Genomic DNA, 26031 nt, shown 5'->3' on the forward strand with positions numbered 1-26031 from the left:
ATTTTTAGTCCTTTGTGATATTAAACAAATTTGAGGTGAGAGGCACATGCCAGTAATTAAAGTACGTGAAAATGAACCTTTCGATGTAGCATTACGTCGTTTCAAACGTTCTTGCGAGAAAGCAGGGATTTTAGCTGAAGTTCGTAACCGTGAATTTTACGAAAAACCAACAACTATTCGTAAACGCGCAAAAGCAGCAGCTGTTAAACGCCATGCTAAAAAATTAGAAAGAGAAAACGCTCGTCGCACTCGTCTATACTAAGATTTATACTGAAAATTTTAATTGATACTAACTATCAATTTTATCTATTTTTAATATAAAGAGATTTTAACAAGCCGTACATTTCGATACGGCTTGTTGTCTTTGGGTAATACCAATATTGGTTGAATTTTATCATGAAAGGTCGTATTCCTAATGATTTTATTTTAGATTTAATTGCTCGCACAAGTATTCTTGATGTGATCAGTAAACGCGTTAAAATGAAAAAGAAAGGAAATAACTACTTTGGTTGTTGTCCTTTTCATGATGAAAAAACCGCCTCTTTTTCACTAAATGAAAAAAAACAAATTTACTATTGTTTTGGATGTGGTGCATCCGGTTCGGTAGTGAATTTTCTTATGCAGTACGACCGTTTATCTTTCCCCGAAGCAATTGAAGAAATCGCTAGCATGCAAGGGATACAAGTTCCTTATACTGATAGCGATAACAGCCAACTTGATAATTCAAAACAGATTGAATCGCGTAATGTTCGCCGTGACCTTTATACACTAATGGCAAAAATCACCAATTTTTACCAGCAGCAATTAACATTAACCACGTCAAAAGATGCGCAACAGTATCTTTTACAGCGAGGGCTTAACAGTGAAATTATTGCTCGGTACAAAATAGGTTACGCACCTAACGAATGGCGTTCAACTTTCCAAAGTGTGGCAAAAACGAAAGCGGAAACTCATCTTTATGATCAAGCTGGCATGTTAGTGACCAGTGACGGTGGTAATCAATATGATCGTTTTCGTGGTCGAATTATGTTTCCTATTCGAGACAGGCAAGGCAATGTGATTGCTTTTGGTGGGCGCACGATAATCAATGATTCGGCTAAATATATCAATTCGCCAGAAACCCCAATCTTTCATAAAGGATTCCAATTATATGGGCTTTATGAAGCACAAGAGATTAATCGTAACCCCGATAAACTCATGGTGGTTGAGGGGTATATGGATGTTGTTTCGCTAGCGCAATATGGCATTGATTATGCTGTGGCAGCATTAGGAACATCAACATCAGAACAGCACATCAAGTTACTATTTAGGGCAACTGATTCTGTCATATTTTGTTATGACGGTGATAAAGCGGGTCGTAGTGCAGCTTGGCGTGCGCTTAATGTGTTACTGCCTTGCTTGATTGACGGTAAACAAATTACATTTGTTTTTTTGCCACAGGATGAAGATCCGGATAGTTTTGTACGTAAAGTGGGCAAACAAGGTTTTGAATCGCATTTACAATCAGCGCCTAACTTATCTCAATTTTTATTTGATGAATTATTAAAACAAGTTGATTTAAGTAGTTCTGAAGGCAAAGCAAAATTGAGTGCACTTGCTATACCAATGCTTGAGCAAGTAAAAGCGAAAGCTTTCAGGTTAAATTTACTTCAACAACTGGGGCGTTATTTAGGCTTACTTGATGTTGCGCAAATTGAACAATTAATTCGTGATAATCGTCAAAAAAGTGAAGATAAGACGGCTGAAGTTAAGCCTTCAATTCAAATGAAATTAACAATTATGCGTATTTTAATTGGTTTGTTAATACAGTATCCAAACCTTGCTAAACAAGTCTCGGATATCAATATTATGCGTCAAGCCAAGTTAGCGGGGATTGATATTTTTATTGAATTACTTGAATTATGCCAACATTACCCAAATATAACTACAGCCCAGATATTAACGCAATGTATTGATAGACCGTTTTATAAGCAACTTAATCGTCTAGCAAGCTGGGAACACCATTATCAAGATGATGAAATAAGCACAATATTTTCTCATACTTTAAAAGAGTTATATGATAATATACTCGCCCAAAGGCAAGATGAACTGATCGCAAAAGAGAGAGTCTCCGGCTTAAGTACCGCAGAGAAAAAAGAATTAGCGACACTAATACTTGTTTTATCAAAAAAAGACTAAATATATAGGGTATATGGAGACAATATCATTTTGTCTTACATATATATTATACATTACCGAATAACTAAATGTGGATACCTTTTATGGAGCAAAATTCTCAATCACAGTTAAAACTTCTGATCATTCGAGGTAAGGAACTGGGATACCTGACCTATGCTGATGTCAACGATCACTTGCCAGAAGAAATTATTGATTCAGATCAGATTGAAGATATTATCCAAATGATCAATGATATGGGGATTCAAGTTCTTGAAGAAGCCCCTGATTCTGATGAGTTATTACTTTCAGATAATGTTCCTGATGAAGAAGCTGTTGAAGCAGCGACAGCATTGGTACTTTCTAATGTTGAATCAGAAATAGGTCGAACTACCGATCCTGTGCGTATGTACATGCGCGAAATGGGGGCGGTTGAACTTTTAACCCGTGAAGGCGAAATTGACATCGCAAAACGTATTGAAGATGGGATTAACCAAGTTCAAACCTCTGTTTCAGAATATCCAGAAGCGATTACTTATCTTTTAGAACAATATAATTTAATTGAAAGTGGTGAAGTACGTCTGTCTGATCTTATCACTGGCTTTGTTGATCCGAATGCTGAAGAATCAGCAGAAGAGTTACCGGAAGAGTTAGATGATAACGAAGAAGAGATCGAAATTGATGATAGCGACGATGAAAACGAAGAGGAAGACAGTGATTCTGCTGATGATGATGTCTCTATCGATCCGGAAGTTGCCAGAGCTAAGTTTGCTGAATTAAAAGAACAGCACGATAAAACTTCAGCCGCTATCAAAAAATATGGACGTGCACATAAAAAAGCACAACAAGAGATCGAAAATCTATCCGAAATCTTTAAACAATTTCGTTTAGTGGGTAAACAATTCGATATTCTTGTAAATAATATGCGCAGCATGATGGATCGCGTAAGAGCACATGAGCGTGTGATTATGAAGATCTGCGTTGAGCAGTGCAAGATGCCGAAAAAACAGTTTATGACCCATTTTACCGGCAATGAAAATAACATGAGCTGGTTTAAAAAAGCCTTAACGGCTAAGGGTGCTTTTGCCGCAAATTTAAAAGAGTTTGAAGAGCCTATTGAAGCTGAAATTAATTGTTTGCAGCAAATTGAAACGGAAACTAATTTATCTATAGAACAGATTAAAGATATCAACCGACGTATGTCTATTGGTGAAGCAAAAGCTCGTCGGGCTAAAAAAGAGATGGTTGAAGCGAATTTACGTTTGGTTATCTCTATTGCGAAAAAATACACCAATCGAGGATTACAATTCTTAGATCTTATTCAAGAAGGTAATATCGGTTTGATGAAAGCTGTTGATAAATTTGAATACCGTCGTGGTTATAAATTCTCAACTTATGCTACATGGTGGATTAGACAAGCCATTACTCGTTCTATTGCTGACCAAGCCAGAACGATTCGTATTCCGGTGCATATGATTGAAACAATTAATAAGCTAAACCGAATCTCTCGTCAAATGTTACAAGAGATTGGGCGTGAGCCAACTCCAGAAGAGTTGTCTGAGCGTATGCAGATGCCAGAAGAGAAAATACGTAAAGTGCTGAAAATTGCCAAAGAGCCAATTTCTATGGAAACGCCGGTCGGTGATGATGAAGATTCACACTTAGGTGACTTTATTGAAGATACAGCGCTTGAGCAACCATTAGATGCAGCGACATCAGAGAGTTTACGAAGCGCAACTCGTGATATCTTATCAGGATTAACACCGAGGGAAGCGAAAGTACTACGTATGCGTTTTGGTATTGATATGAATACTGACCATACACTTGAAGAGGTCGGTAAACAGTTTGATGTTACACGTGAACGTATACGTCAAATCGAGGCTAAGGCATTACGTAAATTACGTCATCCAAGCCGTTCTGATGTGCTTCGCAGTTTCTTAGAATAAATCTTACTATCTTATCTATCGCCACTTTTGTGGCGATTTTTTTTAACTTATCACGCTTGAAGCCATGAACCTACTACAACGTTTTAAAATCGATCCGTTTCTATTAATTTTAATTTGTGTGGTGCTGACTGCCAGTGTATTTCCTTGTGAAGGGCAAACTAAAGTTGTTTTTGAATACCTAACAACGTTTGCTATTGGCTTATTATTTTTTATGCATGGCGCTAAGTTATCATTTCAGGCCATCGTTGTCGGGATTAAAAATTGGCGACTGCATCTATTCATTTTTGCTACGACCTTTATTCTTTTCCCTATTTTAGGCGTACTAATGCAATTTTTAGTCCCTACTTTCTTACCTTATGAACTCTATCTTGGATTTGTTTATCTTTGTGTTTTACCCGCCACTGTTCAATCAGCAATCGCCTTTACATCCATAGCCAAAGGTAATGTTGCGGCTGCAATTTGTAGTGCATCAGCATCTACTTTATTAGGGGTATTTATAACGCCTGTATTAGTGGGTTTACTTATGCATACTCAAGCGGCAGGATCAATGAATTTGCTTGATGCTATCTCATCAATTATGCTCAAACTGATGTTACCATTTGTACTCGGTCATCTCTCACGGCGATTTATTGGTAAATGGGTCGATAAATATAAAACTGTGATTGCTAAAACAGATCGCTTATCCATTTTGTTAGTTGTTTATGTTGCCTTTAGTGATGCGGTTGCTAACGGGATTTGGTCTAAAATTAGTTTGCTATCACTTATAGAGATTATCTTTTATTCTATCGTCTTATTAACCATTGTATTGTTGGCGACCACATATGGGTCGCGACTATTAGGTTTTAATAAAGAAGATGAGATTACCATTGTGTTTTGTGGTTCGAAAAAAAGCCTTGCTAGTGGCATTCCAATGGCAAGTGTTATCTTCCCAATGTCGATAATGGGCATTATGATTTTGCCTTTAATGATTTTTCATCAAGTACAACTCATGATCTGTGCTGTACTGGCTGCACGTTATGCAAAGCGAAAAATGTAAAAATTGTTTTGCTCATTGCTTGATTCTCAAGGATAATAGCTGGGCTATTAACAACAGAAAGATATATTATGTTTCATCTATTTGCTGATTTAGAATTTACAACCATTGTATTATTAGTTTTGGCACTATTTTTTGTTCTTTTTTATGAGGCAATTAATGGTTTCCATGACACAGCTAATGCTGTGGCAACAGTAATATATACAAGGGCATTGAAAGAACAACTTGCCGTTTTTATGGCAGGTATGTTTAACTTTTTTGGCGTATTGCTCGGCGGGCTGAGTGTCGCTTATGCTATTGTTCACCTTTTACCGACAGATCTTTTACTTAACGTAAGCTCAGCGCACGGGCTTGCGATGGTATTTTCCATCTTATTTGCCGCAATCATTTGGAATTTAGGCACTTGGTATGTAGGTATTCCTGCATCAAGTTCACATACCTTAATTGGATCGATTATCGGTGTGGCACTGGCTAATGCTTTTATTACAGATACATCGATCATTGATGCACTTAATATACCTAAAATGATTTCAATCTTTTTATCATTGATTATTTCCCCTGTTGTTGGGCTTGTGATTGCCGGGTTGATGATCTTTTTACTGAGAAAATATTGGACTCGCAAAGGTCAAAGTAAAAAGAGCCGCAAAAAAAGAGAACGTATTTTCATGACGCCTGAACAGCGTGAAAAGCTTTATGGTAAAAAGAAACCGCCATTTTGGATCCGTATTATGCTAATTATTTCGGCGGCGGGAGTGAGTTTTTCTCATGGCGCTAATGACGGACAAAAAGGGATTGGTTTATTAATGCTGGTATTAATGGGTATTGCGCCGGCCGGCTTTATTGTTAATATGCAGGCTTCTACTTATGACATTACCAATACTCGTAATGCTATCCATAATATTGAAGAGTATTTTGTCACGCATAACCAAGAGCTTAATTCAGTGATTGGTTCACAAACTGCTGTTGATACAACTATTCCTGAAACTGATTTAAATAAATATCATTGCGATTATTCTCGCTCTTTTACCACCTTAGGTATTGCTAATAACTTATTTAATAAACTCAATGATTATGAAACGCTAACAGTAGACCAACGTTCACAAACCAGACGCATTTTACTATGTTTATCTGATACGGTATCACATGTGGCTAAACAACCTAATGTGTCTTCACAAGATAAGCAATACTTAAAATCATTAAACAATGATTTACTTAAAACTGTTGAATATGCGCCAATTTGGATCATTATTGCTGTTGCATCAGCGCTGGCTGTTGGTACCATGATTGGTTGGCGACGTGTTGCTATTACCATAGGTGAGAAAATTGGTAAAAAAGGCATGACTTATGCACAAGGCGTCTCAGCACAAATTACCACTGCTTTATCAATTGGGATTGCAAGTTATACCGGTATGCCGGTTTCGACAACTCAAGTGCTTTCATCATCAGTAGCAGGTACTATGATTGTTGACGGCGGCGGTGTACAAAGTAAGACAATAAAAAATATTGCGCTGACATGGGTTTTAACACTTCCAATATCAATTTTGTTATCTGGGTCACTTTTTTGGCTTGCTCAAAAATTGATTTAGTAGTAAAAATAGAGTACTGATTATCAATTTAACTAGGAAGTTAAAAATAGGAAGGAGTAAAGTATCATGGCTTATAAACATATATTAGTCGCAGTTGATTTATCACCAGAAAGTGAAGTGCTTGTCGAAAAAGCAGTTTCTATGGCCCGACCATATAATGCTCAAATCTCATTGATTCACGTTGGTATTAATTATTCAGATCTTTACACCGGTTTAGTTGATATCAATATGAATGATATGAAAGATCGTATTACTGAAGATGCGCACATTGCTTTAAATAAATTGGCTGATGAAGCAGGTTATCCAATTGCACATACCCTCTCCGGAAATGGTGAATTTGGTCAAGTATTAATTGAAGCTATCCACGAATATGGGGTTGATTTAGTTGTTTGTGGTCATCACCAAGATTTTTGGAGCAAATTAATGTCTTCTGCTCGCCAACTCATCAATAATACTCACATCGACACATTAATCGTGCCGTTAAAAGATGATGAGCCTGCGCAAGAGCCAGCAAAATGAAATGTTAAACATCAACCCGCTTTATAAGCGGGTTTTTTTATTAAAAAGATAATATTTTTGTCAAGAACTTTCAGAAATACTATACGTTTGAGTATAATTTAAAGAATAATTTTCTAGTTAACCAGTAAAGTATTCTAAAAAATACTCAGATAATTCTTAATATACAAGGAGATTGAGTATGAATATCGCTTTAGTTACCGGTGCATCTTCAGGGTTTGGTCAAGCAATCTGTCGTAAGCTTATTGCTGACGGTTATAAAGTTGTCGGTGCTGCTCGGCGTATAGATAAATTGCAAAAGCTGGCAACAGAGTTAGGTACCAATTTTTTTGGATTATCTTTAGATGTCACAAAGAAAGATTCGGTTGAGACAATATTATTACAATTGCCTAAAGAGTTTCAGCCAGTTGATATCCTGATTAATAATGCAGGGTTAGCCTTAGGATTAGAAACAGCTGATCAAGCTAATTATGATGATTGGGAAACCATGATTGAAACCAATATTATTGGTTTAGTTCATTTAACTCATCAAATTTTACCGGGTATGGTTGAGCGTAATTTTGGCTATATCATTAATCTTGGATCGGTAGCCGGAACATACGCTTATAAAGGCGGTAATGTTTACGGCGCTACCAAAGCATTTGTTAAACAATTTAGTGCAAATTTACGTACTGACCTTTTGGGAAAAAAAGTCAGAGTGACAAATATTGAGCCGGGGTTATGTGGTGGCACTGAGTTTTCTAATGTCCGTTTCCATGGTAACAATGAACAAGCCGCAGCTGTCTATGAAGGTGTTGATTACATCACGCCGGAAGATATTGCCAATACGGTGTCATGGTTGGTTAACACACCTGCACATTTTAATGTTAATTCCATTGAAATTATGCCTGTTGCACAAGCTTCGGCAGGGTTAGCGGTGAGTAAATCACTGTAATAGTCAAACCAGCATTGGCATTGAGATTATGGATCTCGATGCTGTTAAATCGTAAAAAAATGGATTTTGTCAACAAAATAGACTTGCACTTATGCTAATGGATTGATATTCTTTCTTCTTGTAATTTTGATTGAGGTTTATGGGTAATGACATTTACTGAAGTAACAAATACATTTGCGACAAGTTTGCCAGGTACAGACAGTTATGTAAAACTGCGTAAAGCTATGCGAACTTTAATTCAAGAAGATCCAAAAAATGCATCGGTCTATTTTTTGATCTTTGGCTTTGCTCGCACTTATGTCATGTTATATGAAGATCAGGAAGTTTCGCCACAGTTTGCCGAAGATAATCAAAAATTGATGTTATCGTATCTCAATATTCTTGATGAAGCATTAAAGAAACAAGATGCTCAAAGTATCTACCAAGCTTTAAACAAGGTAGTCAATGAGTACGAAAACAGCAAAAAAGTTTTTTAATTAATACAGCCTGACATGAAAATGTCGGGCTGTTTTGTTTTAAGTTTAATATAGAATTTTATTCAAGGAAAAATAATGAACATTATCATGACCATTATTAGCATGATTGGCACCACAGGCACTATTATTAAATATAGGGCGGGTTGATTTTTCCTTAAAAATATTGAAAAACCCGCCAAAAAAGGCGGGTTTTTTACTTTATATACAAAATAGGTTCAAAATCTTAAAAGTTATAAACTAATATTTTGAATAAGAACTGGCATAAATTAGGATAATAAGTAAAGGTGTGATATGAAAGTTTTAAAATTTGGAGGTACATCTGTCGCTAACGCAGAACGTTTTTTGCGTGTTGCAGAGATTATTGAAAATAATGCAAAGCAAGAGCAGACAGCAACTGTTTTATCGGCACCCGCTAAAATTACCAACCATTTGGTTGCAATGGTCGAAAAAACGGTCGCAGGGCAGGATGTTGAAACTAACATTTATGATGCAGAGAAAATTTTTGCCGATCTATTAGAAGGTATCTCAAAAGCAGTACCTAATTTTGCCTATGACGAAATGAAACGTTTTGCGTTAAATGAGCTTAATAACCTCAAACAATTGCTAGAGGGGATTGGACTATTAGGTCAGTGTCCTGACAGTATTAATGCTTCAATCATTTGTCGTGGTGAAAAACTTTCTATTGCTATTATGCAACAGTTATTAATAGCAAAAGGTCATGCCGTAACGGTCATCAATCCGGTTACCATGTTAATTGCTCAAGGCGATTACCTTGAATCGACAGTCGATATTGTTGAGTCATCGCATCGAATTAGTGAAATGCATATTCCACCTGAAAATATTATCTTAATGGCTGGTTTTACAGCGGGTAATGACAAAGGTGAATTAGTCGTGCTTGGTCGTAATGGTTCAGACTATTCAGCCTCCGTGTTGGCTGCATGTTTACGGGCAAGCTGCTGCGAAATTTGGACAGATGTTGATGGCGTTTACACTTGTGATCCTCGCATTGTGCCTGATGCTAAATTATTAAAAACAATGTCTTATCAAGAAGCAATGGAGCTTTCTTATTTTGGTGCTAAGGTGCTTCATCCAAGAACAATCTTACCGATAGCTCAGTTCCAAATTCCTTGTTTAATTAAAAATACCAACAATCCTGATGCACCCGGTACATTAATTGGGGCAAATGTTGTTGATTCAACAACACCGGTAAAAGGTATAACTAATCTCAACAATATGGCAATGATTAATGTATCCGGACCGGGATTAAAAGGTATGGTTGGCATGTCAGCCCGTGTCTTTTCTGCCATGTCCTATGCGGGTATTTCTGTTGTACTTATTACCCAATCATCATCCGAATATAGCATCAGTTTTTGCATTCCACAAACTGAGCTATATCGAGCGGAAGAAGCATTAAGTGATGAATTTTATTTAGAGCTTAAAGACGGTTTACTTGAGCCAATTGAGGTGATTGATAAATTAGCTATCATTTCTGTCGTGGGTGACGGAATGCGTACTTTACGTGGTCTGTCAGCTAATTTCTTTACCGCATTAGCTCGAGCAAACATTAATATCGTTGCTATAGCGCAGGGGTCTTCTGAGCGTTCTATTTCAGTTGTTGTCGATAATGATGTGGCGGTAATGGGCGTTCGGGTCACTCATCAAATGTTATTTGGCACCGATAAAATGTTAGATGTTTTTGTGGTGGGTGTTGGTGGTGTTGGCGGTGCCTTAGTTGATCAAATTGGTCGCCAACAACAATGGCTCAAAAACAAACAGGTCGATCTGCGTGTTTGTGGTTTATTTAACTCTAAACATAGCGTACTTAATCGTGATGGTATTGATTTGACCAATTGGCGTGAGCAGATAAAACAGAGTCAAATACCTTATACATTAGACAGTATTATAGAGTTTGCGAAAAATAATCGATTACTGAATCCTATATTAGTTGATTGTACTTCCAGTAATGAAGTTTCCGATAAGTATGCTGATTTTTTAGCAAACGGTTTTCATGTTGTCACCCCTAATAAAAAAGCCAATACCAGCTCCATGGCTTACTATTTACGCTTACGTCAAGAAGCGGCAAAAAGTAAGCGTAAGTTCCAATATGATACCAATGTAGGTGCTGGTTTACCGGTTATTGAAAATCTACAAAATTTACTTAACGCTGGTGATGAATTGATTAAGTTCTCAGGTATCTTATCTGGGTCATTATCGTTTATTTTCGGTAAGCTTGACGAAGGGATGTCATTGTCTGAAGCTACCAAATTAGCTAAGGAAAAAGGTTTTACAGAGCCTGATCCACGTGATGATTTATCGGGCACCGATGTGGCAAGAAAATTGTTAATTCTAGCGCGAGAAGCAGGATTACAGTTAGAACTTGATCAAATCAATGTCGAATCTGTTTTACCTGCAGAGTATGCGCAAGGTAGCATTGATGAATTTATGGCAAAATTACCTCAGCTTGATGCTCAGTTTAAAGCAAAATCTGAGCAGGCAGCCAAAGAGGGAAAAGTATTACGTTATGTCGGCAGTATTGATGGTAATCAATGTAGCGTTAAGATTGAAGCGGTGGATAGTGAAGATCCTCTTTATAAAGTCAAAAATGGCGAAAATGCATTGGCATTTTATACAAGATATTATCAACCAATTCCACTGGTTTTACGTGGCTATGGTGCTGGCAATGATGTTACCGCAGCAGGTGTTTTTGCGGATATTTTACGTACAACATCAGGTAAAATTGGAGGATAAATGAGCCATAAATCTATAACTGTCTACGCACCTGCATCAATGGCTAATATTAGTGTTGGTTTTGATATTTTAGGTGCTGCCATTAATCCGATTAGTGGGGCAATGCTTGGGGATTGTATAACGGTTGAATCGGCTAATGAATTTAATTTGATTAGCAAAGGGCAATTTGTAAAAAAACTGCCTCGTGATCCTAAATACAATATTGTTTATCAATGTTGGCAGCGTTTTTGTAAAGCAATGGGGAAAACGTTACCGGTGAGCATCACACTTGAAAAAAATATGCCAATTGGTTCTGGATTGGGGTCGAGCGCTTGTTCTGTTGTCGGGGCATTTGTTGCTTTAAATACGTTTTTCGATAAACCTTTTAATGAGTTTGAAATGCTTTCAATGATGGGGGAACTTGAAGGACGGATATCCGGTAGTGTGCATTATGATAATGTTGCGCCTTGTTACTTAGGTGGCATGCAATTTATCCTTGATGAAATGGGCATCATTAGCCAAACCATTCCACATTTTGAAAATTGGTATTGGGTAATGGCTTATCCCGGCATTAAAGTATCGACAGCAGAAGCACGAGCCATATTACCTGCTCAGTATCAAAAAGCAGATTGTGTTGCGCATGGTCGTTATGTCGGTGGTTTTTTACATGCCTGTTATACTCAGCAACCAAAATTGGCCGCCGCTATGTTAGTGGATAACATTGCCGAGCCTTACCGTAAACAATTATTACCAAACTTTGATGAAACACAAAAACGGGTGAAACAACTTGGCGCACTTGCTTCGGGTATTTCCGGCTCAGGACCAACCATGTTTGTCATTACGGATAATCTTGATACAGCTGAGCAAGTAGAATCATTACTGAAAAGTGACTATTTGCAAAATGATGAAGGTTTTACACATATTTGTAAAATCGATACGCAAGGTGCAAGAGTTATTTAAGCTTGATTAAGAAAACAAAATATTAGTGAAATTAAAAGATTCCAATGGTTTTTGGTGAAGTTGAAATCCCAAACAACCCACAATTAAAGTATAAAGATAATCGGAACATATTATGAAATTGTATAACTTAAAAGATCACAGTCAGCAAGTTAGTTTTGCCCAAGCGGTTGAGCAAGGGCTAGGAAAAAATCAAGGTCTATTTTTCCCTGAGCAATTACCAAAATTCTCAGCTAATGAAATAGAGTCTCTGTTAAAACTTGATTTTGTTACTCGAAGTGCCAAAATTTTATCTGCTTTTATTGGCGATGAAATTAGTCATGAAGATATGCAACGATTAGTCAAAAATGCCTTTGAGTTTCCCGCACCAGTCAAATCAGTTGAAGAAGATATCGGAACGTTGGAACTCTACCATGGCCCTACCTTAGCATTTAAAGATTTTGGTGGGCGTTTTATGGCGCAAGCCTTAGTTCAAGTAGCTGCCGACAAAAAAATCACTATTTTAACCGCCACTTCTGGCGATACCGGTGCGGCAGTTGCCCATGCATTTTATCATTTACCAAATATTCGGGTCGTTATTTTATACCCTGAAGGTAAAATCAGCCCACTTCAAGAGAAACTATTTTGTACCCTCGGTGATAATATTCATACAATCGCAATTCAAAGCGATTTTGATGCTTGCCAATCATTAGTTAAACAAGCGTTCGATGATGAAGCATTAAAATCAGCTATAGGGTTAAACTCAGCTAACTCTATCAATATCAGTCGATTATTAGCGCAAATTTGTTATTATTTTGAAGCGTATGCTCAGTTAACGCCAAAACAGCGTGAGCAGTTAGTTATTTCGGTGCCAAGTGGTAATTTTGGCGACTTAACTGCAGGCTTATTGGCGAAAACCATGGGATTACCAGTTAAACGTTTTATTGCTGCCACCAATGCTAATGATACTGTTCCACGCTATTTAGACACGGGTAAATGGGAACCTCATGCTACTGTGGCAACTTTGTCTAACGCTATGGATGTGAGCCAACCAAACAATTGGCCTCGGATTGAAGAAATCTACAAAAGAGAAAACTGGGTGTTAAAATCATTAGGACACGCTGCCGTTTCCGATGAGGTTTCCAAACAAAGTGTCCGTGAATTAGCCCAAAAAGGTTATCTCTCTGAGCCACATGGCGCCATTGCTTATCGTGTACTTCGTGACCAGCTGCAAGAAGGTGAATATGGTTTATTTTTAGGTACAGCTCACCCGGCTAAATTTAAAGAGGTTGTGGAAGAGATTTTGGGGCAATCAATACCACTACCGAAAGAACTTGCTGAGCGTGCTGATATGCCATTACTTTCGCATTATATGTCCGATGATTTTACCAAATTACGCGATTTTCTAATTAAGTTAGATTGGTAGATTACTCTGAGATCGCCGCTAATTTAGCGGCGTTTTTTTTATTATCACCATTCAAACAAACGTTGAATAAACTAATGTGATGTGCATTAGATAACTGAAATCTTGTTTAAATCTATATTTTCAGCTATTGTAATGCCAATTATGTCATTATAAGGATATTATTATGTACTGTCCGTTTTGTAATGCAGATGATACCAAGGTGATTGATTCACGCCTGGTCGGTGAAGGATTTCAGGTGCGTCGTCGTCGGCAATGTGTGGTATGTAATGAACGTTTTACCACATTTGAAGTAGCTGAATTAATTATGCCTAATGTCATCAAAAGCAATAAAGTTCGTGAGCCATTTGATGAAGATAAATTACGTAATGGTATCAAACGAGCATTAGAAAAACGCCCGGTAAGTTTTGATGCAATTGAAGATGCAATAACCCGTATAAAATCAAAACTGCGTGCAACTGGCGAACGTGAAATTCCAGCTAAATTGATCGGTGATTATGTGATTGAAGAGCTAAAAAGTCTTGATAAAGTGGCTTATATCCGTTTTGCTTCTGTCTACTTTAGCTTTGATGATATTGAACAATTTAGTAATGAAATTGCCAAGTTACAACAGAAATAAACTGCAATATGACACTTATGAGCGAGAAAGATCAGCATTACATGCAGCAAGCTATCGAACTTGCTAAGCTTGGGCGCTTTACAACGACACCTAATCCAAATGTCGGTTGCGTTATCGTTAAACACGATCAGATTATTGGTAAAGGCTACCACTTTAAAGCAGGGCAGCCACACGCCGAAGTGTTTGCGCTTAAAATGGCGGGCAAAGCGGCGCAAGGTGCAACTGTTTATGTCACGTTAGAACCCTGTAGCCATTATGGACGAACTCCACCATGTGCTGATGCTCTTATTAAAGCTGGAGTGGCTCGTGTTGTTATTGCGATGCAAGATTCTAATCCAACCGTTGCCGGTCAAGGCATAAAACGGTTGGTTGATGCGGGAATTTTGGTAACATTAGGTGTTTTGACCGAACAAGCCGAAGCGCTTAATAAAGGCTTTTTAAAACGAATGCGAACAGGTCGACCTTATGTACAACTCAAACTTGCCGCATCTTTAGACGGTAAGATCGCAATGGCTTCCGGTGAAAGTCAATGGATAACATCGATAGCTGCAAGGCAAGATGTACAGCAATTTAGAGCGCAAGCAAGTTGTATTTTAAGCACCCGTGCAACAGTGCAAGCCGATAATGCTAGCCTCACTGTACGCTATGCCGATTTGCCTAACGATATTAAACAGATCTATCAGCCGGAAAACATCAGACAACCCATTCGCGTTATTATCGATAGTCAAAACCAACTAACTGGCGATGAAAATATTTTTCAGCAGCCAGGTGAGACATGGGTTGCCCGCAAACAAGATATTGCCATTAATCAACCAAATACTCAGTTAATCATTGAATCATCAAACCATAATCATGTTGATTTAACCCAATTATTCAAGCAATTGGCTGACAATCAAATTAATTCCGTTTGGGTTGAAGCTGGCGCTCATTTAGCAGGATCCTTAATAGAGCAAGATTTAGTTGATGAACTTATTATCTATTATGCACCGAAACTATTGGGTCATCATGCACAAGATATGTGTATATTACCTAATTTACACCAGTTATCTATGGCGCCAAATTTCCAATTTGAATCAGTGGCAATGATTGGTGAAGATTTGCGTGTTATGTTGAAAAGAAAATAACGGTCTTCTTTAAGAGAGTTAACAAATAACCTAGTATCGATTGGGATTTTTAAGCTTAATATTTTCTTTAACGGTTACTAAAAAATATAAGCGATTTGAAATGTGACTAAAAAATCCCATGAGTATGAATAATTATGCTCATGGGATTATTGGCTATTAGTTACCTTGAATAATGGCTAATAAATCATCAGGTGTTTTAACCCGTTTGATTCTTTCAAGCGTATCTTCAGCAATCACAGCTCGGGTTAATTGACGTAATATATCTAAATGCTCATTTGCTTTAGCGGCAATTCCAATCACAACGTATGCAGTATTATTGTCCTCATCCCAATTGATACCTTGCGGAAAGTAGATAACTTTCAATCCTGTTTTTAGCACACTATCACGCTTTTCTGTTGTCCCATGAGGGATAGCAATACCATTTCCTAAAAAAGTTGAGATTTGTGAATCACGGTCAAGCATTGCTTGAGTATAATCTTGCGCCACGAATCCGGCTTGAATCATATTGTTAGACACCAATTCAATTGCTTGTTGTTTGCTGTATGCACCTTCAATAATGGCGATATCTTCGGGGGTTAATTTTAAATTACTCATATTTCCTTCCTTGTTTGAGTCGATATACCGATAAAATCAGCATATCGAATTGATTACCTAGCGAATTTATTCATTGCTCTTTCTTTTTTCATGAATACGTAATAAGCCTAATAAAATTGCGCCGACTAATGCACCAACAAAAATACAACCTACCCATAATAGTGGTTTATTGACCAGTGGTAAGACTAAAAAACCACCATGCGGAGCCGGCACTTGAATTTGACAGATAAAAGTTAATACCGATGCAATAGCTGAAGATAACATCATAATAGGGATAACTCGTAACGGGTCTTTAGCGGCAAATGGAATTGCACCTTCAGTAATGTGAGTCGATCCTAAAATATAATTGACAATACCGGCTGCTCTTTCTTCTTCGTTAAAAGCTTTAGCACGAAATATTGTGGTTGAAAATGCAATAACAAATGGAGGGGCAATACAAGCAGCTGAAACGCCCGCCATAAAATAGAAATTACCTTCACCAAGTAACATTGTGCCCGTGACATAGGCCGCTTTATTTACTGGTCCACCAAAGTCAAATGAACACATCGCACCAATAACAACACCTAACAAAATAGGATTTCCAGATTGTAATGATTCAAGGAAAGATTTCATGGCTTTATTAATGCTGGCAATCGGTTCACCGAGTAAAAACATACCGCTACCAATCACAAATACACCAATAAGTGGCATTATAAAAATAGATTTTAAGCCTTCAAATGAACGTGGTAGGCCATCTAATAATTTTTTGACAGCTAGCATTAAATAACCTGCTGCGAAGCCGGCAATAATTCCACCTAAGAATCCGGCTTCAGTGATATTGGCAATTAAACCACCGACAAAACCAGCAACCATTCCCGGTCTACCACTAATTGAATAAGCTAAGAAACCGGTAAAAATAGGCACCATAATATCAAATGCTTGTCCACCAATTTTCTTTAGTAATGCGGCAAATTCATTATATTGTTCATTTTCTGGATAAGAGGAATAAATACCCCATAAAAAAGATATTGCAATCAGTACCCCACCTGCGACAACAAATGGCAACATATTTGATACGCCACTCATTAAATGTTTATAAATCTGGCGACCAATAGACTCTTTTACTTCGCTTTGATTGGCAGAATTAGATTGTTTGATACTTGCTTTATCTGCATTACGTATTGATACATTGCCGGAGGAAATTTGTTCAATTAATGCTGCTGCTTTGTGAATGCCGTCTTTAACGGGTACTTCAATTACGGGTAATCCATTAAAACGATCCGCATTGACATCTTTATCTGCGGCAATAATAACACCAATTGCGTCGGCAATATCAGCATCGGTAATAAGATTATCGATACCGCCAGCACCGTTTGTTTCGACTTTAATCTCAACCCCAGCTTTTTGCGCCGCTGATTTGAGTGCTTCTTCTGCCATATAGGTATGTGCAATACCGGTAGGGCAACCTGTTACGGCTAATATTTTTTTCATCGTCATCTCCCTTACTTGATTTGGGTAACTTCCAATTTATCCATATAAGTACTGATTTTATCTAATAGGCCTAATCCGTCGGATTCTGCAACATTAGCACCTGTTGCAGAGGCCTTTTTCATTGCTGTGGCAATGTTGTTTTGATCTGGCAGCCATTCGCTTAGAAATGCCGCAAGTGATGAGTCGCCTGCGCAGGCCGAACTGACCAGCTTTATGGCTACAGAATTACAAAACCAAATGTGTTCTCCATTTGAAAAATAAAGTCCTTTGTCTCCCATAGTTAATAAGATATTTTGCGCACCTTTCGCGTGAACAGACTCTAATGCCGAAACAACTTGTTGTGTTGTTTTACATTCAAAACCAAATATATCTTTTAATTCATCATCATTAGGTTTAATTAGTAGCGGTTGATAGCTCAGCAAGTTACTGAGTATTGGATGGCTAATATCTAAAATGACCTGAATATTTTTGTTTCTGCATTTAGCTAAAATTGTTTGGTAGTACTCTGGTTCAACATTATTTGGCAAACTCCCGCTTATGACTAAATAACTACCTGCTGTTAATGATTCAATCAAGGCTAACATTTCAGCTTTTTTATCATCCGGAACAAACGGTCCTTTACCCACTAATTTGTATTCATTTTGTCCGTCATTGATAAACACATTGATGCGAGTAATATCATCAATGAAACAAGGAATTGTTTGAATTTGCATTTTAGTTAGTTCATCAACAATGTATTTACCGGAAAATCCACCAAAGAAACCCAATGCGCAAGTTGGCTTGTTAAATTTATGTAATACAATTGAAACGTTGACGGCTTTACCGTTCGGACTGTATTGCGTGAGTGAAGTGCGGTTGACACAATTTGGATTGAGTCCGTCACAACGTATATTCATATCAATTGCAGTATTGAGGGTTAATGTGTAAATTAGCATATCGACCTCTATAATTTGCCAGCACATCCACAGGTAGTAATGATTTTTTTGACAATTTCTTTCATCGCCAATTTTGCCGGTTTCATATAATGGCGTGGGTCGTTAGCATCGGGATTTTCAATGAGATAACTTTTTAACGCATCAGCAAAAGCAATTTTTAGTTCGGTGGCAACATTGACTTTACAAATCCCTCGCTTGATACATTCACGTACATCTTTATCCGGCACACCCGATGCACCATGTAAAACAAGAGGTATATCAACTATTGAACGAATTTCAGATAAACGATCAAAGTCAAGCTTAGGATCTGACTTATAAAGCCCATGTGCTGTACCGATTGCGATAGCTAAAGAGTCAATTCCTGTTTTCTCAATAAATTCAACTGCCTGTTGTGGATTGGTATATAATGCATCTTTTGCATCAACCACTAAATCATCTTCAATACCACCAAGGCGACCTAATTCGGCTTCAACGCTAACATCGTAACGATGAGCATATTCAACAACTTGTTTGACAATATTAATATTTTCTTCAAATGGGAAATGGGATCCATCTATCATAACTGAGCGAACACCAGCATCAATTTTGTTGATTATATCTTGGTAACTTTCATGGTGGTCTAAATGGAGGGCTAAAGGGACGTTATGTTTTTTGGAAAGTTCGTAGGCTATTGCGATGATATTTTCTGTCCCGGCATAGCTATAAGTTCCTGGTGTTCCCGCTAATATGACCGGCGATTGCAGTTCAGCGACTGTTTCGACCACAACTTGCATAGTTTCCAGATTGTGGATATTAAAAGCGGGGACTGCGTAGTTTTCCTTTTGGGCTTTTTTTAACATGTTATTGCTTGAAATAATAGACATTCGGCTACTCCTTAACTTTTTGTCAATACTATTTAAATTTTAATACACTCTTTCAAATCGAAAGTTATTTGGTCTAATTATTATTGCAAAATGAAGGTTATGCCAGCAGAATTAGAGTGATATAGATCACAAAATTGCACTTTTTATTGTTTAAAAAAAAAGATTGATTACAAAATATCGAAAAAAAATTTACTTTCCTTTAACAAAAGTCAGCGCTCAAATATTAATATAAAAATAATATAATTTAGTAATTAAAGGTCTAGATTGTTTGTTATTGACCGCATGTATGTTAAATTTATTCGTACTATTTACCAATTACATAGGAAGTGAGAATTGGCTAGAGCATCTTCTACTCTATTAAAACGTCGATTGGATATCGCAGAAATTGTTCGAAAACAAGGTGAAGTTAAAGTCGACGAATTATCAGATCAGCTTCAAGTTTCGAATGTTACTATTAGACAAGATCTTACATATTTAGAACAGCAAGGATATTTAAAGCGCTCTTTTGGTGGTGCTATCTATATTTCTCCTAGCAAAATAACTAATAACTCAACTCTCCTAACGCCAAATTACCCTTCAGGTATTGAGGGTGGTGATATTGATTTAGTTAAAACTTGTTTAAATTATATCAATGACGGCGATACTATTTTTTTAAGTCATGGCGATTTAATTCGCAAACTTATCCCTTTTTTACATAGCAAAAAATCACTAAGAATCATTATGAATGATATTAATAATGCGCAATTGGTGAAAGAGTTCTCAGATGCAGAAGTGATTTTAATTGGCGGTGTATTACATGATGATATTGTGATTAAAAGTTATAATCAATTAGCGATTATATGTGAGCAATATCCTATCACGCATTTTATTCTTGAGTTAGCGGCAATCAGTGTAAATAATCAATTAATTATTGAAAACATTGAACAAAAAGAAATTTATAAACGATTATTAAAACATGCTAATCATACAATTGGCATATTATCGCAAAGAGGTATTTCAGAAGATAATAATAGTATTGGAAAATTGAAACAAATGGATGTTGCAATCTTATCAAAACCAGCAGTGACAGAATATCATCAACAATTGTTAAAATCTAATTTTAAACAATATGCTATGAATAAATATTGCGTCAAGTATCATAATTTACCAGGAGCATAATATGAGTTTTAAAATTTGCACAATCGGAGAGCTACTTGTTGAATTTCTAGCTAAAAAACAACATCAGCGCTTTGATCAAACTGGTGAGTTTATTGGGCCTTTTCCAAGTGGAGCACCAGCAATTTTTGCCGATCAGGTGGCTAAATTAGGATTTCCTGTTGTATTTTTTAGTTGTGTCGGTAAGGACAGCTTTGGCCAGATGTGTATTAATCGGCTAAAAAAAGATGGTGTGAATATTGAAGGTATCACATCCCACAGCCGGGCTAATACTGGCAGCGCATTTGTAACTTATCAAGACTATAATGAGCGTGATTTCATATTCAATATACCTAATAGTGCTTGTGGCTTATTATCCTTTGATCATATCGATGAGGGTTTACTCAAAGATTGTAACCATTTACATGTTATGGGTTCATCGCTTTACTCATTTCGAGCGATTGATGCAATGCGCAAGGCTCTCGATAGAATCAAAAGAAAAGGTGGGACGATCTCATTTGATCCTAATTTACGCAAAGAGATGTTTAACATTCAAGAAATGGAACAATCTTTCGATTACATTTTGGAATATACCGATATATTTTTGCCTAGTGAAAATGAAGTCAGCTATTTTACTCATAATAATGAAAGCGAAGAGCAGACGATGAGAGCTTTACTCGAACGTGGTGTTAAGCACATCGTTGTAAAAAGCGGCGCTAAGGGCGCAAATTACTATGGCTTAGATGAAAATAGTAATTTAAAAAAACTTCATGTTGATGGTTTTCCGATAGATTCAATTGATCCAACTGGGGCAGGAGACTGCTTTTGTGCGACATTTGTTAGTTTGATGTTGGCAGGATTTTCGGTTGAAATGGCTTTACAATATGCTAATGCAAGTGGCGCTTTAGCGGTATCGAAAAAAGGACCAATGGAAGGCACTACAACATTGTTAGAGATCGAAGCATTCTTATCTAAATATCAAACCTGCTAAAATAGTTGTTTTCCTTATTTAAAAATTTTAGCGAAAAAAAAATCCCAATAACAGAGTTATTGGGAAAACATAAGGAATAGGAAAACAATGAATTTATGCATTGTCGGATACTATTATGCACCCTTTTCCTCTAAAAGTATGTAAAGAGATACATATGATTGATTAAAAAGTAAGCGATTATTATGTAAAATTATAGTAAAGATTGGTTTTTGGCTTATTTAAAAAAACTTTTCAAGTGAATTTATAAAAAAAGCTCTAATAGCGAATTAAGAAATAACTTCCCATGATCGGTAATTTGCCAATGCTGGTTATCTTCAATAATATAATTTTTATCAATAGCTTGCGTTATTTGTTGATCTATAGTCTGTAAAGGTAAAAAAGTTCGTTGTTCAAATTCATGTTTCGGGGTCGGTTCAAATAGCCTGAAGCGATTCATAAAAAACTCAAATGGTAAATCGGCTTGTTCAACGGTATTAAGCTTATCTAAATAACGACCTTCAAGATAGCCTTTAGGGTGTTTGGTCTTCACTGTTCGAATTATTTTACCGTCAGATTGCGTTATTTTTCCATGTGCACCACATCCAATACCTATATAGTCACCAAATCGCCAATAATTAAGATTATGCTGACATTGATAATTCGTTTTTGCATAAGCAGATGTTTCGTATTGTTGGTAACCATTTTCCGTTAAAAGTTGATGACCTGCTTGATAGATCGCCCAAAGCATATCATCATCAGGTAAAACCGGAGGTTTAGATCCAAACAGTGTATTAGGTTCAATCGTTAACTGGTACCAAGAAAAATGCGGTGGGGCAATATCAATTGCCTGTTTTAAATCATATAAAGCATCATCTAATGTTTGATTTGGTAAACCATGCATTAAATCTAAATTGAAGCTACGTAAATTTAAATTGTGTGCTAGTTTCCCGGCATCAATGGCTTCTTGTTGATTATGGATACGTCCTAACTTTAACAATTTATCTGCTTGAAAACTTTGTACACCAATTGAGATGCGATTTATCCCCGCTTGTTGGTATCCATTAAATCGCTCAACATCAACCGAATTTGGGTTTGCTTCTATAGTGATTTCGGCATCACTATCTATAGGAATAACTTTATTAATGTTCGCTAATAATTTATCGATCAGTTCGGCAGAAAAGAGGCTTGGTGTACCGCCACCAATAAAAATAGAATGAATAGATCGATTCTGACAAAGTGATACATCTTGTTTTAAATCGTTAATTAAATGATCAATGTAATTTTCATAGTCTGGGGTAGCTTTCAATGTATGAGAATTGAAATCACAATAAGGACATTTTTGTACACACCATGGCATATGTATATACAAACTTAAAGGGATTTTATACTCAAACATATACCTTTCCTGAAATCTTTTGACATGTTATTCAAATAGCCGCCTATATTACTCTAATTTACTAAAAAAAGCTGTTTTACATTTATTCCGTCTTTATAATGTGCCTAAAAAGCGTAAAATCAATGCCAGTTTTTAAATTTATTTTTTCAAGTTAACTTGCATAGTTAGCCAAAAAAGTTAGTAAAAATTATTCAGGAGTAGGTATGAGTATTATTAAGCAAATTTTAGAGAGTCATTCAGCAGAAAAATCATTAAGTCCGTCGGTTAATCAAATCACATTTGGTGAACTACCGGTATTGGTTATTACTCACAAAACTTGTCGTGCAGCTGTTGCCTTACAAGGCGCACATCTATTATTTTGGCAACCTTCAACCCAATCTTCCCCGGTTATCTGGTTGAGCCAAAAAACACATTTTAAAAAGCAAAAAGCTATTCGAGGTGGTGTGCCGATTTGTTGGCCTTGGTTTGGTCAACTAGGTGATCCTGCTCATGGTTTTGCTCGAATAGTTGATTGGCAACTTGATTCGTGTCATGAGGATGATAATGGCGTTGATTTAGTGTTATCGCTAACTAACAATCAGCAAACCGAACCATTTTTTACTCAACCTTTCCATGTTTGGCTAAATATCCATGTCGGACACACTTGTCATGTAACACTAAGTTGTCAAGGTGATTTTGATGCAACAAGCGCATTACATACCTATTTTGGTATTAATAATATTCATGATGTTGTGGTTAAAGGTTTAGGTGAAAACTATCAAGAACGTTTATCGGTTGAAAATAAACCAACAACGGCGGGTCAGTTAACTTTCAATCAAGAAGTTGATCGTATTTATACTCACCCTAGTGACAAAATAACTATTGCGGATGGTAAAAGAACCATTGAATTAACCAATATCGGAGCCAGTGATGTGGTGACATGGAATCCATGGATCGATAAAGCCAAAGCTATGGCTGATTTTGCTGATGAAGAGTATCAATCAATGGTTTGTGTTGAAACCAGTTGTATCAACAAACCGTTAAAATTATCGCCAAACGCTAAAACGGCCTATGGCTTTAAGATTGAATTGATTTAACTGTTTTACCATTGCTTTTTAACGCAATCAAAGGTTAGCTTTATCTTGTTATGAGCTGATTATTTGATTGCGTTTATCAACATAACACTTTATAATCGCTAGCGCTTTTAAAGCACCAAATTGATAGCCAACTACTGGGTCGCCTGTAATTGGTTTTTTTATTTAAAATTATTAAGAGAATCAAACATGTTTAAATTTAAAGCAGAAGTAAGAAAAGAGCATGGTAAGGGTGCGAGCCGCCGCCTGCGTCACGCTGGTCAATTTCCAGCCATTGTTTATGGTGGAACTGAGCCTGCGATTTCTGTTGTGTTAGATCACAACCAAATTTTCAATATGCAAGAAAAACCAGAATTCTATTCTGAAGTACTTACTATTGAAGTTGACGGTAAAGAAATCAAAGTTAAAGTACAAGCAGTTCAACGCCACGCATTTAAACCAAAATTAGTTCATATGGACTTTGTGCGCGTTTAATCAACCGTTTGTTGGAATTTATCCAATATAGCTTCAAGTAAAGGTCACCTAAATGGTGACCTTTTGTTTTAGTGTAAAATAGGGCAAATACCTATTATTATGATTTATACTATTAACAGGGTGTATACTGGTAACAAAAAATAATAGAATAAGTCAATCAATACCATTTTTAGGAGAACACCATGTCTGATATCCCAGCCTGCGATTTAGTTATTTTCGGTGCAAAAGGGGATTTGACGAGGCGTAAACTTTTACCGTCTCTATACCAATTAGAAAAATGTGGAAAACTGCCAAAGCAGACCAAAATTTTAGGCGTAGGGCGAGCTGAGTGGGATCAAGCTGCTTACACTGAAGTAGCAAAAGATGCATTAACGACATTTATGTCAGAACCATTAGATGAAACAGTTTGGCGTCGTTTTAGCCAACGACTCAATTTTCATAAATTAGATGTAAATGACACCTCAGGTTTTCAAGCATTAAAAACTAAACTGGATCAGAATCATCCGGCTATCTTCTATTTTGCTATGCATCCAAATGCATTTGGCACCATTTGTCATGGTTTGGCTGAAGCTGGATTAAATCAATCTAAAAATCGCATAGTAATGGAAAAACCATTAGGGTTTGATTTACAATCTTCTCGTGAGATTAATGATTCTGTGGCAAAATTTTTCAGTGAATCACAAGTTTATCGTATTGACCATTATCTGGGTAAAGAGTCGGTTTTAAATTTACTCGCATTGCGTTTTGCTAACCCGATTTTTGCCTCTTTTTGGGATCGTAACTCAATTGATCATGTAGAAATAACCGTTGCTGAGCAAGTTGGTATTGAAGGTCGTTGGGGATATTTCGATAAAGCAGGTCAAATGCGGGATATGGTGCAAAACCATTTATTACAAATTTTAACTATGATTGCTATGTCGCCACCAGCTAATCTTGCCGATGATAGTTTACGCAATGAAAAAATAGCGGTGTTAAATGCATTAAGGCCGATCAATAAAAGCAATCTTCATGAAAAAGTTGTACGTGGGCAATATACTGCAGGCTTTGTAAATGGTATTAATGTTCCGGGCTATTTAGAAGAAGACGGAGCAAATAAAGAAAGCCATACTGAAACATTTGTTGCTATTCGTGTTGATATTGATAATTGGCGTTGGGCTGGTGTACCATTCTATTTGCGAACCGGAAAACGATTGCCAAGCAAATGCTCAGAAGTTGTCGTTTACTTTAAGCCATTACCACTTAACTTATTTAGTGAATCTTATTCTAAGCTTCCACAAAATAAACTAACGATTCGGTTGCAACCAGATGAAGGCATGGATATTGAAATTTTAAATAAAGTGCCTGGTTTGGATAGTACTCATAATCTTCAAACAACTAAACTGGATTTAAGTTTTAGTGAGACTTTCCATCAACCTAGTGCGGATGCTTACGAGCGTTTATTACTGGAAGTAATGCGAGGGCGACAAGCTCTATTTGTACATCGTGATGAAGTAGAAGCTGCATGGAAATGGGTTGACTCAATCATTAAGGCGTGGAATGCTGATAACGAATCACCTAAAACCTATCAGGCTGGCACATGGGGCCCTGTTGCTTCAGTTGCTTTGGTTACTAAAGATGGTTATTCATGGCATGAATTTGAATAAAGGAA

The 26031-nt window shown here is 36.8% G+C and carries 23 protein-coding genes; 18 read left to right on the forward strand and 5 right to left on the reverse strand.

Annotated features, from left to right (window positions below):
• Positions 1–46: 46 nt before the first annotated feature.
• The 13 genes from rpsU (at position 47) to ribD (ending at position 15474) form a co-directional block, all read left to right on the forward strand.
• Positions 47–262, forward strand: a complete 216-nt coding sequence (rpsU, locus tag J3U37_RS00710) for a 30S ribosomal protein S21 (protein ID WP_024495180.1) — start codon at positions 47–49, stop codon at positions 260–262.
• A 134-nt stretch (positions 263–396) separates the two neighbouring features.
• Positions 397–2178: a DNA primase gene (gene dnaG, locus J3U37_RS00715; RefSeq protein WP_220218045.1), complete on the forward strand. Its 1782-nt coding sequence runs from the start codon at positions 397–399 to the stop codon at positions 2176–2178.
• Between the two features lie 83 nt (positions 2179–2261).
• Entirely contained in the window at positions 2262–4100 is a 1839-nt protein-coding gene (gene rpoD / locus J3U37_RS00720) for an RNA polymerase sigma factor RpoD (protein ID WP_267329922.1), read from the forward strand.
• A gap of 64 nt (positions 4101–4164) precedes the next feature.
• Positions 4165–5136 carry a bile acid:sodium symporter family protein gene (locus J3U37_RS00725; RefSeq protein ID WP_267329923.1) on the forward strand — a complete coding sequence of 324 codons (972 nt, stop codon included), beginning with the start codon at positions 4165–4167 and terminating at the stop codon, positions 5134–5136.
• A gap of 68 nt (positions 5137–5204) precedes the next feature.
• Complete coding sequence (gene pitA / locus J3U37_RS00730) at positions 5205–6719, forward strand: inorganic phosphate transporter PitA (protein ID WP_220218042.1); 1515 nt, start codon at positions 5205–5207, stop codon at positions 6717–6719.
• A 66-nt stretch (positions 6720–6785) separates the two neighbouring features.
• Positions 6786–7238, forward strand: coding sequence for a universal stress protein UspA (gene uspA / locus J3U37_RS00735; RefSeq protein ID WP_220218041.1), 453 nt, complete (start codon positions 6786–6788; stop codon positions 7236–7238).
• A gap of 178 nt (positions 7239–7416) precedes the next feature.
• Complete coding sequence (locus J3U37_RS00740) at positions 7417–8169, forward strand: SDR family NAD(P)-dependent oxidoreductase (protein WP_220218040.1); 753 nt, start codon at positions 7417–7419, stop codon at positions 8167–8169.
• 146 nt (positions 8170–8315) lie between these two features.
• On the forward strand, positions 8316–8645 hold the full coding sequence (locus tag J3U37_RS00745; RefSeq protein WP_220218039.1) for a hypothetical protein: 330 nt from the start codon (positions 8316–8318) through the stop codon (positions 8643–8645).
• Between the two features lie 291 nt (positions 8646–8936).
• Positions 8937–11393 carry a bifunctional aspartate kinase/homoserine dehydrogenase I gene (gene thrA, locus J3U37_RS00750; protein ID WP_220218038.1) on the forward strand — a complete coding sequence of 819 codons (2457 nt, stop codon included), beginning with the start codon at positions 8937–8939 and terminating at the stop codon, positions 11391–11393.
• Entirely contained in the window at positions 11394–12332 is a 939-nt protein-coding gene (thrB, locus tag J3U37_RS00755; protein ID WP_220218037.1) for a homoserine kinase, read from the forward strand.
• Between the two features lie 112 nt (positions 12333–12444).
• Complete coding sequence (thrC, locus tag J3U37_RS00760; RefSeq protein ID WP_267329924.1) at positions 12445–13734, forward strand: threonine synthase; 1290 nt, start codon at positions 12445–12447, stop codon at positions 13732–13734.
• A 163-nt stretch (positions 13735–13897) separates the two neighbouring features.
• Positions 13898–14350: a transcriptional regulator NrdR gene (gene nrdR / locus J3U37_RS00765; protein ID WP_220218035.1), complete on the forward strand. Its 453-nt coding sequence runs from the start codon at positions 13898–13900 to the stop codon at positions 14348–14350.
• Positions 14351–14367: 17 nt separating this feature from the next.
• A complete protein-coding gene (gene ribD / locus J3U37_RS00770; protein ID WP_267372976.1) occupies positions 14368–15474 on the forward strand; it encodes a bifunctional diaminohydroxyphosphoribosylaminopyrimidine deaminase/5-amino-6-(5-phosphoribosylamino)uracil reductase RibD in 1107 nt (368 codons plus the stop codon).
• A gap of 156 nt (positions 15475–15630) precedes the next feature.
• On the opposite strand, the gene J3U37_RS00775 is transcribed toward ribD, so the two are convergent.
• From J3U37_RS00775 to J3U37_RS00790, 4 genes are all read right to left on the reverse strand, one after another.
• Positions 15631–16068: a PTS sugar transporter subunit IIA gene (locus J3U37_RS00775; protein ID WP_267329926.1), complete on the reverse strand. Its 438-nt coding sequence runs from the start codon at positions 16066–16068 to the stop codon at positions 15631–15633.
• Positions 16069–16134: 66 nt separating this feature from the next.
• Positions 16135–17538, reverse strand: a complete 1404-nt coding sequence (locus J3U37_RS00780; protein WP_267372977.1) for a PTS fructose transporter subunit IIC — start codon at positions 17536–17538, stop codon at positions 16135–16137.
• An 11-nt stretch (positions 17539–17549) separates the two neighbouring features.
• Entirely contained in the window at positions 17550–18473 is a 924-nt protein-coding gene (locus tag J3U37_RS00785; RefSeq protein WP_267372978.1) for a 1-phosphofructokinase family hexose kinase, read from the reverse strand.
• Positions 18474–18481: 8 nt separating this feature from the next.
• The gene (locus J3U37_RS00790) at positions 18482–19336 is read right to left on the reverse strand and encodes a tagatose bisphosphate family class II aldolase (RefSeq protein WP_220218030.1); all 855 of its coding nucleotides are present in this window, start codon (positions 19334–19336) and stop codon (positions 18482–18484) included.
• A 333-nt stretch (positions 19337–19669) separates the two neighbouring features.
• Between J3U37_RS00790 and J3U37_RS00795 the strand changes: the two genes are divergently transcribed.
• Positions 19670–20494 (forward strand): DeoR/GlpR family DNA-binding transcription regulator, encoded by an 825-nt coding sequence (locus J3U37_RS00795; protein ID WP_267372979.1) that lies wholly within the window; start codon positions 19670–19672, stop codon positions 20492–20494.
• A 1-nt stretch (position 20495) separates the two neighbouring features.
• Positions 20496–21461, forward strand: coding sequence for a sugar kinase (locus tag J3U37_RS00800; RefSeq protein ID WP_220218028.1), 966 nt, complete (start codon positions 20496–20498; stop codon positions 21459–21461).
• Positions 21462–21702: 241 nt separating this feature from the next.
• Here the strand turns inward: J3U37_RS00800 and hemW are convergent, their stop codons facing one another.
• Positions 21703–22836, reverse strand: a complete 1134-nt coding sequence (gene hemW / locus J3U37_RS00805; protein ID WP_267372980.1) for a radical SAM family heme chaperone HemW — start codon at positions 22834–22836, stop codon at positions 21703–21705.
• A 203-nt stretch (positions 22837–23039) separates the two neighbouring features.
• On the opposite strand from hemW, the gene J3U37_RS00810 reads away from it, so the two are divergent.
• The 3 genes from J3U37_RS00810 to zwf all read left to right on the forward strand — a co-directional run bounded on the left by J3U37_RS00810 (position 23040) and on the right by zwf (position 26026).
• The gene (locus tag J3U37_RS00810) at positions 23040–23912 is read left to right on the forward strand and encodes a D-hexose-6-phosphate mutarotase (protein WP_267329929.1); all 873 of its coding nucleotides are present in this window, start codon (positions 23040–23042) and stop codon (positions 23910–23912) included.
• Between the two features lie 186 nt (positions 23913–24098).
• Positions 24099–24383 (forward strand): 50S ribosomal protein L25, encoded by a 285-nt coding sequence (gene rplY / locus J3U37_RS00815; RefSeq protein ID WP_220218025.1) that lies wholly within the window; start codon positions 24099–24101, stop codon positions 24381–24383.
• Between the two features lie 182 nt (positions 24384–24565).
• A complete protein-coding gene (gene zwf, locus J3U37_RS00820) occupies positions 24566–26026 on the forward strand; it encodes a glucose-6-phosphate dehydrogenase (RefSeq protein ID WP_220218024.1) in 1461 nt (486 codons plus the stop codon).
• Positions 26027–26031 lie beyond the last annotated feature (5 nt).

Origin of the sequence: Gilliamella sp. B3172 (assembly GCF_026536465.1) — a bacterium.
In the GTDB taxonomy this organism is placed as follows: domain Bacteria; phylum Pseudomonadota; class Gammaproteobacteria; order Enterobacterales; family Orbaceae; genus Gilliamella.